Source organism: Limoniibacter endophyticus, from assembly GCF_014652835.1.
Taxonomy (GTDB): domain Bacteria; phylum Pseudomonadota; class Alphaproteobacteria; order Rhizobiales; family Rhizobiaceae; genus Limoniibacter; species Limoniibacter endophyticus.
The window spans coordinates 179,865-195,308 of record NZ_BMZO01000007.1 but is presented as its reverse complement, the minus strand read 5'-3'; the positions used below and the strand labels follow the sequence as shown (position 1 = coordinate 195,308).

Sequence of the window (15,444 nt, the reverse complement as noted above, 5' to 3'; positions counted from 1 at the left end):
TGCTATGAATGAAGATTTTTCAAAGAAGCGGCTAGGCCGTGGCCTCGCTGCGTTGATTGGGGAAATCGATAAGCCTGTTGTTGAGAAAAGCGAGTCCGTACGCGCCGACGGTCAGGTTGATATAGAGCTCGTTCGAGCAAATCCGAAGAACCCGCGTCGGAAGTTTGATGAAGCAGATCTGGCGGATCTTGCACATTCGGTCACAGAGCACGGAATAATGCAGCCCGTGGTTGTGAGGCCTCGCGATAATGGCTCTTATTACGAGATTATCGCGGGCGAGCGTCGCTGGCGTGCAGCGCAGAAGGCAGGTTTACGTCATATTCCCATCATCGTGCGGGATGTCGACGATCGTGTCGCACTTGAGCTGGCAATTATTGAAAACGTCCAACGGGCGGATCTTAACCCACTTGAAGAGGCGCTGGGTTATCAGCAGCTTATTGATGAGCATAATTATACCCAGTCAGATCTCGGAAATGTAATTGGGAAAAGCCGAAGCCATGTTGCTAATACGTTGCGACTGTTGAAGCTACCTGACGAGGTCCAGGAGCTGCTCACTACTGGTCAGCTCTCTGCCGGACACGCGCGAACGTTGATAACAGCCGATAACCCGTCGGCGCTTGCGGAAAAGATCATTGCGAACGGTCTTTCTGTTCGCCAGGCCGAGGCGCTCGCGCAAGCTCCACTTGTTGAACCGAGTAAAAAATCTGCGCCCGCCGAAAAAGATGCAGATACGCTGGCGCTTGAGAAAATATTAACCGATGTAATTGGCTTGAAGGTTCAAATTTCTCATAGAGAAAAAGGTGGAGATCTGAAAATTATCTATAAGACGCTTGACCAACTCGACGACCTTTGCAGAAGATTGCAACAATAAGACGTTTCATTATATTTTATTTTACTTATACTTATATCTTTTTGAGAAATCATTGTGCGATCCATTTCCCGCGGCATTACTGTCGCCTATCGATTGTGTGCGACCATTTTTCTGGTCTTTGTCGCTCTGGTCGCACACCATGTGAGCAGAGACGAATTTGATGCGCGGTACAATACGAGACAAGATAATCTCGTAACGATCGTCAAAGCTTTTGCCGCTCATTCCAGACGGATTCTTGCAACTGTCGATGTACTGACAAAAACAGCTGCGCAACATGCAGATTCCGGTGATGACCCCGCGGCTGTTGAAGCTCTCCTCATCACATACGCGAAAGCGCTGCCGATGCTTCAATCCATATTCGTCGTTAACGCGAGCGGAGAGATTGTCGTTGCCAAAGGATCAGATTGGGAAGGGCCGGCATTGGAACCGCACCCGTTTTCATTTCTGTGGCTACGAGAGACCTTTGAGGAGGAAATCTCTGTCGGACCCGTGGAGAAGCACAACTCATCGGGAGGTGATGTATTCTTCATGGACTTTATTTATCGCCCGCGCACAGGGGCGGTCGGCCAGCACTCTGTCATCATCAAAGTTAATATGGAAGTATTCCAAGGCTTTCACAATGGCCTTGGGGGTGAGAGCAATGCAGAGGTTTCATTGGTCGGCGAGGACAATGTCATTCGGGCCGCAGCCGCCGCGCCGGGGGACATGAAGGAAAGCGCTATAATTTCTATCGCTCGACGCGGGGTCGCCGATACAATGAAACAGGTGGTTGAGGAGCCGTTGGCGCCGTATCCGTTGAAGATCAGCGCGCATCAGTCCATTCAGGATCTCGAGCAGATATTTAAGCTGCAAATGATGTGGCTTGGCGGCATTCTGTTCCTGCTCTTGTGTGGCATTGGTGTAGGTGACGTTTTCCTACGAAACCACCTCGCCCGGCGCCTTAAGTTGCTGGACCTGCACAATGCACGGGAGCAGGAACATCGGGATAAGATCTTTCTCCAAAACATCCTTGAGACGAGTTCGGTTCTGATCGCCGCAACGAATAATGTTGGTGAGGTTGTTGTTACTAATGCCCAGTTCCGGACTCTGTTCAACAGCCTGTACCATGTTGTCGATCTTATCGATTTTCTAACCACGCTAGGGATTTCACAAAGCGTGGAGCACGTTTCGCTTCCAATTACCGAGCAGGCACACATCATGGACCAACAAGGGAAGGCGCGTCACATTTCGTGGACCGTTACGAGCCTACGAAGTCCCGAGGGCGTGGTTTCGCATTATATTGCGGTCGGCTTCGATTTAACGGAACTGAAGGAACGCGAGTTTGCCTTGCGCCAGTCGGAGAAACTTGTGACTCTCGGGGAGATGGCAACAGGTCTGGCTCATGAAATCAACCAGCCGCTTGGGGCAATGACGCTTGCCGTGGAGAACGTTCGCAGCCGCTTGCAAGAGGGCGTGACAGCGGTCGAATTTATAGACAGTTCGCTTGATCTTATTGCCCAGCAACTTGAACGTGCGTCTACGATCGTAAAGCATATGCGCGTTTTCGGCCGCCGCACGGACGGCAAGGTGGAGCCCATTCATGCGTCCTCCATCATTCAGGGTGCGCTGCTCTTCCTCAGAAATCAACTTGTATTGGATGAGATTAATGTCCGGTGCGTTCTCTCTCACCCGGAACCAAAGCTGCTGGCGAACCAGACATTGGCCGAGCAGATCGTGCTCAATCTGCTCGTCAATGCCCGGGACGCGATCGTTACTTATGCAAGCCGCGCCCATCCCTCGTCTATCGTCGTATCTGCGGAGTTATCGTTAGACCGACAGACCGTGCTGATCAGCGTCGCCGACGACGGTCCGGGCGTTCCGGTACATATACGTACTCGAATGTTCGAGCCGTTCTTCTCTACAAAGGCCACGGGGCAGGGGATGGGTTTGGGTCTTTCCATGAGCTATGGAATGGCAAAAGAAATGAACGGTAGCTTGTCGTATTGTGAAACAGATCATGGAGGAAAATTTTTGCTGATTTTACCTGCCGCATAGCGGCAAAATATAGGGCAGTTGGTAATTTAAGAATTCAAAGAATAGACCCTTAAATATTGAAAATTATGTTGATTACATGGAAACTAGAACCAACAGTGAGAAAAAAGAATCCGTTCTACTTGTAGATGACGAAGAGGCACTCGTAAGTGTCATGACGACATCATTGCAAGATAGCGGGTTCGTCTGTGCTTCTGCAACCTCTGCTGCTTCCGCTCTGAACGTCCTGGAGACGACGCCTTCGATTAATGTTGTCGTTTCAGACATACGAATGCCAGGCGCAGACGGACTTGAGATGTTACAGAACATGAAAGCCCGTTTCGCTGATCGGGCTTGGTTACAGAGCTTGCTTATTACCGGCCATCCTTCACTGGATAACGCCGTAACCGCGATGAGATTGGACGCCGTTGACTTTCTTTCAAAGCCTGTTCATCGATCGGATTTGATTGCGGCAGTAGAGAAAGCGCATGAGCGTGCATCAAAATACCGGCTCATGTTAGCCGCCCTGGACAGAAACAAAGAAAAGCTCGACCAGTTGATGCAGGAATCGGATCTCGTTACCTCGCTTTTGAGGAGGGACGTCAGTACTTTGAAATGCGTCTATAGTCCTTCGCAACCGACCGCTCACCTGGAAAATCGAGCAAATCCACCAAAGCCGGACATTCCTCAGCAAATGTCAAAAAAGAGGATACTGGAGCTCTTGCGCTTTCGCGAGTTGAGGCCCCGCTTCTTTAAGGAGCGTCTGTTCTCAGACCCTGCATGGCAGATGTTGCTTGACTTGATGGAAAACAATTTGCTCGAGAAGGAAGTTTCCGTCTCCAGTCTTTATATCGCCTCCGGCGTACCAATTTCGACGGCATCGCGACGGCTGGATGATCTGGAGGAGGCAAGACTTGTGACGCGTTGGGACGACCCGAAGGACGGGCGGCGTCAATATGTACGGGTCACCGCCAAGGCGGAACAACTCATCACGGACTACCTGATGAACCTCGATAAGCTTCTGGGTGACCCGAAGTCATGAAAGCTGGCAAATAAGATGTGCCAGCTTTCAAAGTCACATCTTATTCGGCGGAGGCGGCTTCCGCGGCGGCAGCTTCCGCATCCTTTTTGGCTTGTTCGGCCGCAGCCAGACGTTCCTTGGCCTTGGTGCCCGGTTCACCCTTCGTCGGGTTGTTACGCGTGTCACGCTTCTGAATGCCGGCTTGGTCCAGGAAACGAAGGACGCGGTCGGTCGGCAATGCACCCTTACCGATCCAGTGGTTGATGCGTTCTTCGTTCAACACGACGCGTTGGGCATCCTTGGCCAGCATTGGGTTCCACGAACCAACTTCTTCAATGAAGCGGCCGTCGCGGGGCGCACGGACGTCAGCAACGACGATGTGATAGAACGGGCGCTTCTTGGAACCGCGGCGGGCAAGACGAATTTTCAGTGCCATTTTTTCTTCCTTTAGATAGTGAACGCAGATGTCTGTCTGCGGATTGGCTACTAGGCCGTTTGATTATCCGTATTCGCAGAGGCTGCAATCGCCTCATGGTGTCGGATCACTTCGCGAATAATGAAATTTAAAAACTTCTCCGCGAAATCTGGATCGAGCTGCGCTTCATTTGCAAGTCTGCGTAGTCTCTCGATTTGCTTTTTTTCCCGCTCCGGATCGGCGGGAGGTAGGTTGTAGTTGGCCTTGAGAACACCGACTGCTTTGGTGCAACGAAAGCGTTCCGCAAGTATATTCACCAGAGCTGCATCGATATTATCGATCGACGCCCGTAGCTCCAGAAGTTGCTTGATTGCCTGATCAGACATTGCTCCTCCCTCTATTTCTTTCTTGGCAATCCAGGAAGGCCAGGCAAGCCGCCTTGGGCGCCAGGCAATCCAGGAAGGCCAGCGCCCAGGCCCGGGAGCTTGCCCTGCATCTTCTCCGCTTGCTTCTGCAATTCTTCAAGCTGTCTAGGGTCCATTTTAGCGAGGTCCGGCATTCCACCCATGCCAGCCATTCCGCCAAGGCCCATTTTCTGCGCCATGCCGCCCATGAGGCCACGCATCATACCTTTGCCCTTGCCTCCCTTGCCGCCCATCATCTTCATCATATCCGCCATCTGGCGATGCATCTTGAGAAGCTTGTTGATGTCGGCAGCATTGGTGCCAGAACCGTTTGCAATACGCTGTTTGCGACTGTGCTTCAGAAGATCGGGGTTCGTCCGCTCCTTCTTGGTCATCGAAGAGATGATTGCGAGCTGGCGCGCGAAGGTGCGGTCGTCAAAGCCAGCTGCCGCCACCTGATCCTTCATCTTGCCCATGCCTGGAAGCATGCCCATGATGCCGCCCATACCGCCCATTTTCTGCATTTGTTTCAGCTGTTCGGCGAGATCGTTTAGATCGAACTGCCCCGACTGCATCTTCTGCGCCATCGCTGCTGCCTTCTCGGCATCGATGGTTTCGGCAGCTTTCTCGACGAGGCTGACAATGTCGCCCATGCCAAGAATTCGATCGGCAATACGCTTAGGATGGAAATCCTCCAGCGCATCCATTTTTTCACCGACGCCGATCAGCTTCACGGGCTTGCCAGTGACCGCCCGCATTGACAAGGCTGCACCGCCGCGTCCGTCACCATCCATACGCGTCAGAACGAGACCGGTGACGCCAATCCGTTCGTTGAAATTACGCGCGAGATTGACGGCATCCTGACCGGTAAGAGAGTCAGCAACGAGCAGAATTTCATGCGGATCAGCCGAATGACGAATTTCCGCCATCTCGGCCATCAATGGCTCGTCAATATGAGTGCGGCCCGCCGTGTCGAGCATGACTACATCATAGCCACCCAGTCGTGCAGCCTGAACAGCGCGACGAGAAATTTCGACGGGGTTCTGACCGGCAATAATAGGAAGAGTAGCGACGCCGATTTGCTCGCCAAGCTGGCGCAATTGCTCCTGAGCTGCTGGGCGGCGCGTGTCGAGCGATGCCATCAGTACTTTTTTGCCGCGCTTTTCGTGGAGGCGCTTCGAGATTTTGCCGGTGGTGGTAGTTTTACCGGAACCTTGCAGACCAACCATCATAATGACGACAGGGGCCGGAGCGTTCAGGTCAATCTCGGAACCTTCCGAACCCAACATCTCGACAAGCTCGTCATGAACGATCTTGACGACCATCTGTCCTGGCTTGATGGATTTCAGGACAGTAGCGCCAACCGCTTTTTCACGTACCTTGTCCGTGAAACTCTTAACCACTTCGAGGGAGACGTCGGCCTCGATAAGGGCGCGTCGGATTTCCCGCAACGCAGCGCTGACGTCGGCTTCCGACAACGCGCCGCGTCCGGTCAATCCATTAAAGATCGATCCAAGGCGTTCCTGCAGGGTCTCGAACACGGGCTGCTCCGTTGTCTAATATCAATCAGGGAACACGAAACTTGAGCGTTCAAAGCAAATTGGCATCCGAGGGCGCATCGCGCTGTCGGATGTTGACTTCCGGGATCACGTCCCGGTCAGCTTTTCGAAGTTCGTCGCTTCGTGATTTTCTAGAGTTCTAAACAGTATAACGCCGACAGAGTCAAGTTTGTATGGATGATGCGTCTCTACTCTTGCCAAAGACACGCAAACTGCTAGCCATGGCGCATGAGCGAGAAAAAGGCCCATGAAGTTGATAGCTGGCTTTCCCAAGGCAGGTTGGGGGAGGCGCTTTATCTTGTCTACGGTCCGGATCGCGGGCTTGTTTCAGAACGAGCACGGATGATTGCGGCTCTAACCAAGGTCCCGCTGGACGATCCTTTTTCGGTTACACGTCTCGAAGCCTCGGAAATCGAGCAGGACTTGGGTCGCCTTATGGACGAGGTCAAGTCCGTCGCCATGTTTGCGGACAGGAAGCTCGTTTGGATTCGCAACGCGGGGACACACAAGGGCTTTGCCGAAACGGTGAAACTCGTCCTGTCCGAGCCGATCTCAGACTGCGTGATTATAATCGAAGCAGGCGAGTTGAAGAAGGGAGCCGCCCTTCGTGCCAGCGTTGAAAACGCAAAGATTGCCATGGCCTTGCCTTGCTATGCCGATGAGGGGCAGGCAATTGACCGTCTGATCGAAACGAGCGTTCAGGCAGCGAACAAGACAATCTCCATGGAAGCGCGACAATTGCTGCGTCAGAATCTTGGCGGAGATCGTCTCGCTTCCCGTGGAGAAATCGAAAAGCTGCTTCTTTACGCGGGGTCCGATCCGCAGGTCACGATAGAGCATATCAATGCCCTGTCGGCCGATTCGGCTTCGGTATCGGCTGACGACGTCATCGATGCGATGCTGGAAGGAAAGGTCAATGCCTTCGACCTTGCATTCGCGCGGCTAAGCGCAAACTCCAACCAGGCTGCCAACCAGTTGCTGGGGAGTGCGTTGCGTCAGTTTCACGCGCTTCTAGCCTTGCGCGGCAAAATGGAGCAAGATCGGGTTTCCTCGTCTTCCGCAGTCGCGGGGGCAAGACCGCCGATATTTTTCTCTCGACGCAAGCTTTTCGAACGAACGGTCGAGCGATGGGACAGCGTGGCGCTCACGCGTGCTCTCCGGTCGCTGCAGGCAGCAGTGCTGCGCGTGCGCCAGCGTCAGGATCTTTCCGTTGCGGCAACGCGACATGCGCTCCTTGCGTTGACCTTGGAGGCAGCCAGGCGGATGCGCTGAATTTGCGGCCATGTTCCGATCTGGAGAATGCTGGCGCTGTTTTTTCGGCTAAAGCTGAAAATAAAAAAGCTTCGCAAATGCGAAGCTTTTAAAGCCAATTTGGAGCGGGCGAAGGGATTCGAACCCTCGACCCCAACCTTGGCAAGGTTGTGCTCTACCCCTGAGCTACACCCGCTCTTCGTTCGCCATGTCTTGCGAACACGCGCTATATGGCCGAAGACAAAACCGAATGCAACAGCGAAAATGATCGTTGTCGGCAAATTTTATCTCGTTTTCACAGAAACCAGCAGATAGAGGGTTCCTGCCGCTCTGCATGCTATATCTCGTAGTGAGAGCTTGTTGATAATTCAACCCGGTGTCGCCACATGCCTCCAGTAGGACCATGGCATCGACTTGTTTTCGAGTCGATGCTGTTGCGCATTCTTGATAGGGTGGCGCATGGGTTTGGCAGCTAGATCATTGAGGCGACTATATGAGCACGCAAGGCTACGGCTTCGGAAATCAGAATACGTATGAGGCATCGGTCAATTTTGGCGGAGCTGATGCATCCCCACAAGCCGAGAGCTCGATCGACGTTACAATGGAGAGCTTCGTGCGCGATGTCATAGAGGAGTCGCGCTCTCGACCTGTCCTCGTGGATTTCTGGGCTCCTTGGTGCGGACCTTGCAAACAATTGGCGCCAGTGCTTGAAAAAGCTGTCGCGAAAACCAAAGGCAAGATCCGCCTTACCAAGATGAACATCGACGAGCATCCGGCGATTGCAGGTCAAATGGGAATCCAGTCCATTCCCGCAGTGATTGCTTTCAAGGATGGTCAACCTGTTGACGGCTTCATGGGAGCTTTGCCGGAAAGCCAGATCGAGCAATTTCTTGCAAAGATCGCTGCTGCAGATCCGGCCGCGGAAGCGGTTGGCACCGCCATTGATGAGGCGAAAGCGGCTGTTGCCGCAGGTAATCATGCCGTTGCCGCGCAACTCTTTTCGGAAGCATTGTCACGCGATCCGCATAATGCCGAAGCTGTGGCCGGTATGGCTGGTCTTTATGTCGATCATGATCAGATGGAGAATGCTGTCGCTCTCCTGGATCGGCTGCCAGCCGAATCGCAGGGTCATCCGACTGTCGCTGCCGTACGCACTCGTATTGCACTTGCGGAGGAGGCTGCGAAGCTCGGAAACCCGGCACAGTTCGAGCAAACGCTGGTCGAAAACCCGGATGATCTAGATGCCCGCTTCCAGCTAGCTCTGATCCGCAATGCGCAGGGGCGTCGCGAGGAAGCGGTGGAGCATCTGCTTTACGTCATTCGCAAGGACAGAGCTTTTCGTGAGGATGGCGCGCGCCAGCAGTTGCTCCAGTTCTTTGAAGCTTGGGGGAACGGCGATCCTGCGACCTTAAAGGGGCGCAGAAAGCTTTCGACGGCATTGTTTTCGTAGGGCGAGGTGTTACGTAGTGATTCAAGCAGGCAATGCTCATTATCGTAGGGACAGCGACTTACCGGAAACCGTACCCGTGTTTCCGCTGAACGGGGCACTTCTTCTGCCGCTGGGACGTCTGCCACTGACCATTTTTGAACCGCGCTACATTGCCATGGTCGACGATGCACTGGCCAGCAACAGGCTGATCGGGATGATCCAGACAATGGCAGACACTGAAGAGCTTGAAGGCGAGCCGGGGCTGAAACCAGTAGGCTGCGCGGGTCGTATCGTCTCGTTCAGCGAGAATGGTGACGGACGCTACCTGATCCTTCTGGAGGGAATATCTCGTTTTCGCGTTACTGAAGAAATATCAGGAGGAAAGCCCTATCGGCAGGTACGATCCAAGTTTTTTATAAGCGATCTCGATCAGGCTCTGGAGAGTGATGCCGTCGACCGCGACAGTTTGCTTGAGGTGTTTCAGCTCTATCTAGAGGCAAATGGTCTCGAAACCGATTGGGAGATGATCCGGCAAGCGGATAACGCGCTTCTCGTCAACAGCCTTTGCATGATGGCACCCTACGGACCCGCCGAAAAGCAGGCACTTCTTGAGGCACCTGACTTGAAATCGCGTGCAGAGACTTTGATCGCCATTACCGAAATGGAACTGGCTAAGCAGGCAACGGAGCCGGGTTCTACGCGACTACAGTAATAGGAGTATCGATGCCTGATGAAACCGCGATCGATGCGAGGATGCTTGAGCTGCTGGTCTGTCCTTTGAGCAAGAATCCGCTCGTATGGAAACGTGAGAGATCGGAACTCTGGTCGAGTAAGGCCCGGCTGGCTTATCCGATTCGCGATGGCATCCCGATTATGTTGCCTTCCGAGGCGCGCAGGCTTTCGGAGGACGAGGTTCAGACTCTTTCTTTATGACACGCATTCGACTTTAACAGAGAGAAACAAAAGGCTATATGCGGGCGACAAAAGGATTTTAAATGGCTCGCATTTATCAAAATCGCGCATGGCATAACCAGCTTTCACCCTCTCTCGAAGAGATGGAAATTATGGGTCTTGAATGCTATGCGCATCTGCCGGAAGAATTCCGCACTCTGACTGGCGAGATCGTAATTCAGGTTGCGGAATTCCCGACAGAAGAGATCATGGACGACCTCTCTCTGGAAAGCCCGTTTGATCTTCTTGGCCTTTTTGAAGGTAGAGGAATTGCCGACCGGTGGAATCCTCAGACAGGGGAAGGACCGAACCGAGTTACCTTATATCGCAGAGCGATACTCGATTACTGGGCGGAAAATGAAGAAACTTTGGGTGACATCATAAACCATGTCCTCATACACGAGATCGGCCATCACTTCGGCCTTTCGGATGAGGACATGGAACGGATCGAGACGATCGCCGATCAATAAGCACCGAGCTTGATGCTCGGATCATACTCGATCCCTTCGACTTCCTTGATGACGGCTTGGCCGCAGCGCATCGATCTGGCCTCTGCGTCGAAGCCATACACGGGAGAGCCTTGCAACTGCCAACCCTTGTTCAGTGCCTCCGTCACCCGGTGGCAGAACGTGGCGTCATCAGGGCCGGTAATCAGGCGATAGAGTTTCATTGTTAACTTTCTCCGTTGGTGGTTTGGGTTGCGCGGGCGAGTAGTCGCAGCGCCATGTCCCGGTGCAGGCGTTCGACCATCTTGCCGTTCAAAGCAATGACGCCCTTGTTACGGTTTTCCTCACGCTCGAACGCATCCACGATTGCGCGCGCACTGGCAACTTCGTCTTTCGATGGCGAGAAGACGCGATTGGCAGTGTCCACTTGTGCAGGATGAATGATCGTGCGTCCATCGAAGCCCATGTTGACCGATTGTCGGCACTGCTCTTCTAGAGCATCTAGGTCACGGAAATCATTGGAGACGCCGTCCAACGCGATCAGACCGGCAGCACGCGCGGCGAGGACGATCTGCATGAGCCACGGATGCATATGTTCCCGAAAAGGTGTAAGCGCCACGCCAGTTTCTTTTGCCAGATCGTTCGTTCCGACAACAAAAGCTTCAAGCCGACGGGCGGGCGTCAAGCCCAGCTCCGCGATGGCCGTTATATTGAGGATCCCGCGCGGCGTCTCGATCATCGCCCAGATTTTAAGCTCAGGATCGCAGTCCGCGTCATCCAAAAATTGGTCCAGGTCCCGAATGTCGGCCGGGCTGTTTACCTTGGGAAGAAGAATTGCACGCGGTTGCAGTTCAAGGCACAGGGCAAGATCGTCAGCGAACCATTCGCTGGACGTCATGTTGATCCGGATAACCGGCTTGGCGCTTCCCTTCAACATTTGGAAGTGATGGCGAAGATTTTGGCGGGCATTGTCCTTTTCTTCGGGACCGACGGCATCTTCGAGATCGGCAATTACAATATCGGCCTGTAAATCAAGCGTCTTTGCCAGCGCCCGCCTGTTGGCGGCTGGGACATAAAGTGCCGACCGATGTGCCATCCTGGCCATTTCCTCCCATTTGTATCCGCAAAAGAGACTTTTTCTTGCTTTACAGCCGCACTATAAGGATGTCAGCAAACCAATCTATTGAAAGCGTGAAGGCCAAGCCATGGAAAAGTTCACCAAGCTCACCGGCATTGCCGCGCCGTTGCCGATTATCAACATCGACACGGACATGATCATTCCCAAGGATTACTTGAAGACGATCAAGCGCACCGGTCTTGGCAAGGGTCTGTTCGCCGAAAAGCGGTACAATGATGATGGATCTGACAATCCGGATTTTATCTTGAACAAGCCAGCGTACCAAGGTGCGCAAATACTGGTTGCGGGCGACAATTTCGGCTGCGGTTCCTCGCGCGAACACGCGCCTTGGGCCTTGCTCGATTTTGGGATACGCTGCGTCATTTCGACAAGCTTCGCTGACATATTTTATAATAATTGCTTCAAAAACGGCATTTTGCCTATCGTCGTATCGCCCGAAAATCTCGAGAAGCTTATGGACGATGCGGAGCGCGGCGCCAACGCGCGTCTGACGATTGACCTGGAGAGGCAGGAGATCAGCGGTCCAGACGGGGGAACAATCTCCTTCGATATCGATCCGTTCCGTCGCCACTGTCTTCTGAATGGCCTAGACGATATCGGCCTGACGATGGAGAAAGCCCCGTCCATCGACTCTTATGAAATGAAAATCCAGCAATCCAGACCATGGATTTGAAGCCGGACTTGTAATCTTCACAAAGATTTTCCGCCTGAATCATTCAGCAAATTGCGCGGGCCTCAGCTTGCGCAATCTATTTTCTGACGATAGCAAAGCTTTCAATATTCTAATCGGAAGCGAAAGGAAATTTCATGAGCGCGCGCAAGCTTCTTCTTCTTCCTGGTGATGGTATCGGTCCGGAGGCGATGGCGGAAGTCCGTAAACTGATCGATCTCATGAACATCGAGCAGAATGCGGGGTTCGTAACCGAAGAAGCTCTCGTCGGCGGTTGTGCCTATGATGCCTATGGCGTGCCCTTTTCTGATGACGATATGGCGCGGGCACAATCGGCAGATGCCGTTCTGTTTGGGGCGGTGGGTGGACCCAAGTGGGATGAGGTCGCCTACGAGGTTCGTCCCGAAGCCGGCCTTCTGCGCCTGCGCAAGGAACTCGATCTTTTCGCCAATCTGCGTCCAGCAATTTGCTATCCCGCCTTGGCGGCCTCGTCCTCGTTAAAACAGGATGTCATCGAGGGACTGGACATTCTGATCCTGCGCGAATTGACCGGTGGCGTTTATTTTGGCGAGCCGAAACAGATAATAGATCTTGGAAACGGTCAGCAGCGGGCGATTGATACCCAACTCTACGACACCTATGAAATTGAACGCATCGCATCAGTTGCCTTCGAGCTTGCGCGCACGCGCCGCAACAAGGTGACCTCGATGGAAAAGCGCAACGTCATGAAATCTGGCGTGCTCTGGAACCAGGTAGTCACCCGGATCCACAAGGAGCGTTATGCCGACGTAACCTTGGAGCATATGCTAGCAGATGCGGGCGGGATGCAGCTCGTACGGTGGCCAAAGCAGTTTGACGTCATAGTCACGGACAATCTGTTCGGCGATATGCTTTCTGACGTAGCAGCCATGTTGACCGGATCACTCGGCATGCTGCCATCGGCGTCGCTCGGTGCTCCCGATGCCAGGACGGGGAAGCGCAAGGCGCTTTACGAGCCTGTTCACGGGTCTGCTCCAGACATCGCGGGCAAGAACATTGCTAATCCTATTGCAATGATCGCTTCTTTTGCCATGTGCCTGCGTTATTCGTTCGAGATGGTACGCGAAGCTGATCTTGTAGAGAAGGCGATTGCGGATGTCCTGGCTGACGGCGTTCGTACGCGCGATATTCTGTCGGAAGGCTTCCGCGAGGTTTCAACGGCAGAGATGGGCGACCTGATTGTTGCAAAATATCGCGAATTGATAAGCTAAGTAAAAGCATCCTGATCGCAAAAAGCCCCGGACCTGGATCCGGGGCTTTTATCTGCGACGCTGATTTGTATCAGTCTTCTGCGGTCAGGTCCCTATCCTTTGTCTCCCGGACCAGAAGCATGCCGATCACGAAGGACATTGCCGCAAATATTATTGGATACCAGAGACCGTAGTAGATATCCCCCTTGGCCGCGCTCATGGCAAAGACCGTTGCCGGAAGTAGCCCGCCAAACCAGCCATTGCCGATGTGATAGGGCAAGGACATGCCGGTGTAGCGGATTCTGGTCGGGAACATCTCGACAAGAATTGCGGCGATCGGACCGTAAACCATGGTCACATAGAGAACCAGGATGAACAGGATCAGGATCGTCAGGGGCCAGTTCACTTCGTCTGCAGCTGCCACCATCTTGAAGGCACCTGCGTCGGGAATTGTATAGACTGCCTGAGGACCGGTCAGGCTCGCTGCTTCCTGCGCCGTCATGGCTTTCGAAGCGACCAGCTGCTCGGCGTTCATTTGCTCTGCTTGTCCTGCACGGACCGTGTCTGCTGACAGACCAAGCTCAGGATTGGCTGTGATAAAGGCATCTAGCTTGGAGTCGGGCACTTTAGCCGCGTCGCGGATGAGCGGGAAGCCTGCCTCCTGCAGCGTGAGGTTCATATCATGCGTGAACTTTGCTGCATTGGCGGCGGCGCCTTCCTGTGACGCATCATACGACGTTACTTCTCGGTCTCCGACTTTCACGACAGCTGCGGAGCCTGGTGCGCCTTCGACTACATCGTAGGATACGGAGCTGCGTGCGAGGAAGGAAGTAGCCACATCGCAGGATGTCGTGAATTTAGCCGTACCCACCGGGTTGAACTGGAAGGTACAATCGCCGGGTGCCGCAGTAACCGTCGCGCGGACCGTCTGCTGCGCCTGGGCGAGAGCCGGGTTCGCGGCGTGAGTCAACGCCTTGAAGAGCGGGAAGTAAGTCAGCACGGCGAGGATGAGGCCAGCCATGATGATGGGCTTGCGGCCGATTTTATCGGAAAGCCAGCCGAAGACCAGGAAGAAGCCGGTGCCGAGGGCCAATGCAATCGCTATCATGATATTGGCTGAGACGGACTCGACCTTCAGGACGTTCTGTAGGAAGAACAGCGCATAAAACTGGCCGGAGTACCAGACGACGGCTTGGCCGGCAGTGAGGCCGAACAGCGCGATGAGCGCGATCTTGGCATTCTTCCACTGGCCGAACGCTTCCGAGAGCGGCGCTTTTGAATGCCGTCCTTCCTCTTTCATCTTCTTGAAAGCAGGGGATTCGTTCATCTGTAGGCGAATCCAGATGGATATAAGCAGCAGGAAGAAAGAAATCAGGAACGGGATGCGCCAGCCCCACGCGGCGAATTGCTCGCTGGTCAGCATGGCTTGGATGCCGAGGATGACCAGCAGAGAAAGGAACAGGCCCAGCGTGGCTGTTGTCTGAATCCAAGATGTGTAGAAGCCGCGCCGTCCGTTCGGAGCGTGCTCGGCCACGTAAGTTGCCGCGCCGCCATATTCACCACCGAGCGCAAGACCCTGAAGCATACGCAACGCGATCAAGATTATAGGCGCGGCGATGCCAATGGTTGCCGATCCCGGAAGAATGCCGACTATGAAGGTCGAAAGACCCATGACAACAATCGTCACGAGGAAGGTGTACTTCCGTCCCGCAATATCACCGAGACGACCGAAGACCAGAGCTCCGAACGGGCGCACGAGAAAACCCGCTGCGAATGCAAGCAAGGCAAAAATGTTTCGGGTCGCCTCTGGATATTCGCTGAAGAAGGCCGCGCCAATGAAAACGGCGAGCGAGCCATATAGATAAAAGTCGTACCATTCGAAAACGGTACCCAGTGAGGAAGCAAAGATGACTTTTCGCTCCTCGCGCGTCATGGGACGCGTATTTTGATTGGCGTCTGCCGTTATTGCCATTAGTCCGGTCCTCCCAAACCTGAATCGCAGTTGCGTTGCAGTTCTATCCTCTCAGAACACAGGCACGAGCGTGGCGCC

Annotated in this window: 16 protein-coding genes and 1 tRNA gene; 10 read left to right on the top strand and 7 right to left on the bottom strand. The window is 53.8% G+C overall.

The annotated features are described in order from the left end of the window. Window positions 1-4: 4 nt before the first annotated feature. The 3 genes from IE151_RS11720 (at window position 5) to IE151_RS11710 (ending at window position 3,923) form a co-directional block, all read left to right on the top strand. Entirely contained in the window at window positions 5-871 is an 867-nt protein-coding gene (locus IE151_RS11720) for a ParB/RepB/Spo0J family partition protein (protein WP_189490324.1), read from the top strand. Between the two features lie 54 nt (window positions 872-925). After that, window positions 926-2,905: an ATP-binding protein gene (locus tag IE151_RS11715; protein WP_189490322.1), complete on the top strand. Its 1,980-nt coding sequence runs from the start codon at window positions 926-928 to the stop codon at window positions 2,903-2,905. A gap of 76 nt (window positions 2,906-2,981) precedes the next feature. Then, window positions 2,982-3,923 carry a response regulator gene (locus IE151_RS11710; protein WP_189490320.1) on the top strand — a complete coding sequence of 314 codons (942 nt, stop codon included), beginning with the start codon at window positions 2,982-2,984 and terminating at the stop codon, window positions 3,921-3,923. A 40-nt stretch (window positions 3,924-3,963) separates the two neighbouring features. On the opposite strand, the gene rpsP is transcribed toward IE151_RS11710, so the two are convergent. The 3 genes from rpsP to ffh are packed head-to-tail and all read right to left on the bottom strand — an operon-like array spanning window position 3,964 to window position 6,262. Continuing rightward, a complete protein-coding gene (gene rpsP / locus IE151_RS11705) occupies window positions 3,964-4,338 on the bottom strand; it encodes a 30S ribosomal protein S16 (RefSeq protein WP_189490317.1) in 375 nt (124 codons plus the stop codon). A gap of 50 nt (window positions 4,339-4,388) precedes the next feature. After that, window positions 4,389-4,703 carry a chorismate mutase gene (locus IE151_RS11700; RefSeq protein WP_189490315.1) on the bottom strand — a complete coding sequence of 105 codons (315 nt, stop codon included), beginning with the start codon at window positions 4,701-4,703 and terminating at the stop codon, window positions 4,389-4,391. 11 nt (window positions 4,704-4,714) lie between these two features. Beyond that, window positions 4,715-6,262 carry a signal recognition particle protein gene (ffh, locus tag IE151_RS11695; RefSeq protein WP_189490313.1) on the bottom strand — a complete coding sequence of 516 codons (1,548 nt, stop codon included), beginning with the start codon at window positions 6,260-6,262 and terminating at the stop codon, window positions 4,715-4,717. Window positions 6,263-6,508: 246 nt separating this feature from the next. On the opposite strand from ffh, the gene holA reads away from it, so the two are divergent. Beyond that, window positions 6,509-7,552 (top strand): DNA polymerase III subunit delta, encoded by a 1,044-nt coding sequence (gene holA, locus IE151_RS11690; protein WP_189490311.1) that lies wholly within the window; start codon window positions 6,509-6,511, stop codon window positions 7,550-7,552. Between the two features lie 100 nt (window positions 7,553-7,652). On the opposite strand, the gene IE151_RS11685 is transcribed toward holA, so the two are convergent. Next, window positions 7,653-7,727: transfer RNA gene (locus tag IE151_RS11685), tRNA-Gly, on the bottom strand. Window positions 7,728-8,024: 297 nt separating this feature from the next. Here IE151_RS11685 and trxA point away from each other — a divergent pair. From trxA to IE151_RS11665, 4 genes are all read left to right on the top strand, one after another. Further along, a complete protein-coding gene (gene trxA, locus IE151_RS11680) occupies window positions 8,025-8,981 on the top strand; it encodes a thioredoxin (protein WP_189490309.1) in 957 nt (318 codons plus the stop codon). A 19-nt stretch (window positions 8,982-9,000) separates the two neighbouring features. Beyond that, window positions 9,001-9,672 carry an LON peptidase substrate-binding domain-containing protein gene (locus IE151_RS11675; RefSeq protein WP_189490490.1) on the top strand — a complete coding sequence of 224 codons (672 nt, stop codon included), beginning with the start codon at window positions 9,001-9,003 and terminating at the stop codon, window positions 9,670-9,672. A gap of 11 nt (window positions 9,673-9,683) precedes the next feature. Then, window positions 9,684-9,893, top strand: a complete 210-nt coding sequence (locus tag IE151_RS11670) for a Trm112 family protein (RefSeq protein WP_189490307.1) — start codon at window positions 9,684-9,686, stop codon at window positions 9,891-9,893. A gap of 62 nt (window positions 9,894-9,955) precedes the next feature. After that, window positions 9,956-10,381, top strand: coding sequence for a metallopeptidase family protein (locus IE151_RS11665; RefSeq protein ID WP_189490305.1), 426 nt, complete (start codon window positions 9,956-9,958; stop codon window positions 10,379-10,381). Here the strand turns inward: IE151_RS11665 and IE151_RS11660 are convergent. Further along, window positions 10,375-10,581 (bottom strand): DUF1737 domain-containing protein, encoded by a 207-nt coding sequence (locus IE151_RS11660; RefSeq protein ID WP_189490303.1) that lies wholly within the window; start codon window positions 10,579-10,581, stop codon window positions 10,375-10,377. The two genes, IE151_RS11665 and IE151_RS11660, sit on opposite strands and share 7 nt — an antisense overlap. A 2-nt stretch (window positions 10,582-10,583) precedes the next feature. After that, window positions 10,584-11,453, bottom strand: a complete 870-nt coding sequence (locus tag IE151_RS11655) for an HpcH/HpaI aldolase/citrate lyase family protein (RefSeq protein WP_244636725.1) — start codon at window positions 11,451-11,453, stop codon at window positions 10,584-10,586. A gap of 109 nt (window positions 11,454-11,562) precedes the next feature. Here IE151_RS11655 and leuD point away from each other — a divergent pair, with 109 nt between their 5' ends. Together leuD and leuB are read left to right on the top strand one after the other, a co-directional pair. Further along, the gene (gene leuD, locus IE151_RS11650) at window positions 11,563-12,168 is read left to right on the top strand and encodes a 3-isopropylmalate dehydratase small subunit (protein WP_189490299.1); all 606 of its coding nucleotides are present in this window, start codon (window positions 11,563-11,565) and stop codon (window positions 12,166-12,168) included. Between the two features lie 134 nt (window positions 12,169-12,302). Beyond that, a complete protein-coding gene (gene leuB, locus IE151_RS11645; RefSeq protein WP_189490297.1) occupies window positions 12,303-13,415 on the top strand; it encodes a 3-isopropylmalate dehydrogenase in 1,113 nt (370 codons plus the stop codon). A gap of 70 nt (window positions 13,416-13,485) precedes the next feature. Here leuB and IE151_RS11640 read toward each other — a convergent pair whose 3' ends face one another. Beyond that, complete coding sequence (locus IE151_RS11640) at window positions 13,486-15,366, bottom strand: MFS transporter (protein WP_189490295.1); 1,881 nt, start codon at window positions 15,364-15,366, stop codon at window positions 13,486-13,488. Window positions 15,367-15,444: the final 78 nt, after the last annotated feature.

Excerpts from the sequence above, each read along its gene's own strand:
- IE151_RS11720 (WP_189490324.1), top strand. The coding sequence starts at position 5 with ATGAATGAAGATTTTTCAAAGAAGCGGCTAGGCCGTGGCCTCGCTGCG.
- IE151_RS11710 (WP_189490320.1), top strand. The coding sequence starts at position 2,982 with ATGGAAACTAGAACCAACAGTGAGAAAAAAGAATCCGTTCTACTTGTA.
- rpsP (WP_189490317.1), bottom strand. The coding sequence starts at position 4,338 with ATGGCACTGAAAATTCGTCTTGCCCGCCGCGGTTCCAAGAAGCGCCCG.
- IE151_RS11700 (WP_189490315.1), bottom strand. The coding sequence starts at position 4,703 with ATGTCTGATCAGGCAATCAAGCAACTTCTGGAGCTACGGGCGTCGATC.
- holA (WP_189490311.1), top strand. The coding sequence starts at position 6,509 with ATGAGCGAGAAAAAGGCCCATGAAGTTGATAGCTGGCTTTCCCAAGGC.
- trxA (WP_189490309.1), top strand. The coding sequence starts at position 8,025 with ATGAGCACGCAAGGCTACGGCTTCGGAAATCAGAATACGTATGAGGCA.
- IE151_RS11670 (WP_189490307.1), top strand. The coding sequence starts at position 9,684 with ATGCCTGATGAAACCGCGATCGATGCGAGGATGCTTGAGCTGCTGGTC.
- IE151_RS11665 (WP_189490305.1), top strand. The coding sequence starts at position 9,956 with ATGGCTCGCATTTATCAAAATCGCGCATGGCATAACCAGCTTTCACCC.
- IE151_RS11660 (WP_189490303.1), bottom strand. The coding sequence starts at position 10,581 with ATGAAACTCTATCGCCTGATTACCGGCCCTGATGACGCCACGTTCTGC.
- IE151_RS11655 (WP_244636725.1), bottom strand. The coding sequence starts at position 11,453 with ATGGCACATCGGTCGGCACTTTATGTCCCAGCCGCCAACAGGCGGGCG.
- leuD (WP_189490299.1), top strand. The coding sequence starts at position 11,563 with ATGGAAAAGTTCACCAAGCTCACCGGCATTGCCGCGCCGTTGCCGATT.
- leuB (WP_189490297.1), top strand. The coding sequence starts at position 12,303 with ATGAGCGCGCGCAAGCTTCTTCTTCTTCCTGGTGATGGTATCGGTCCG.
- IE151_RS11640 (WP_189490295.1), bottom strand. The coding sequence starts at position 15,366 with ATGGCAATAACGGCAGACGCCAATCAAAATACGCGTCCCATGACGCGC.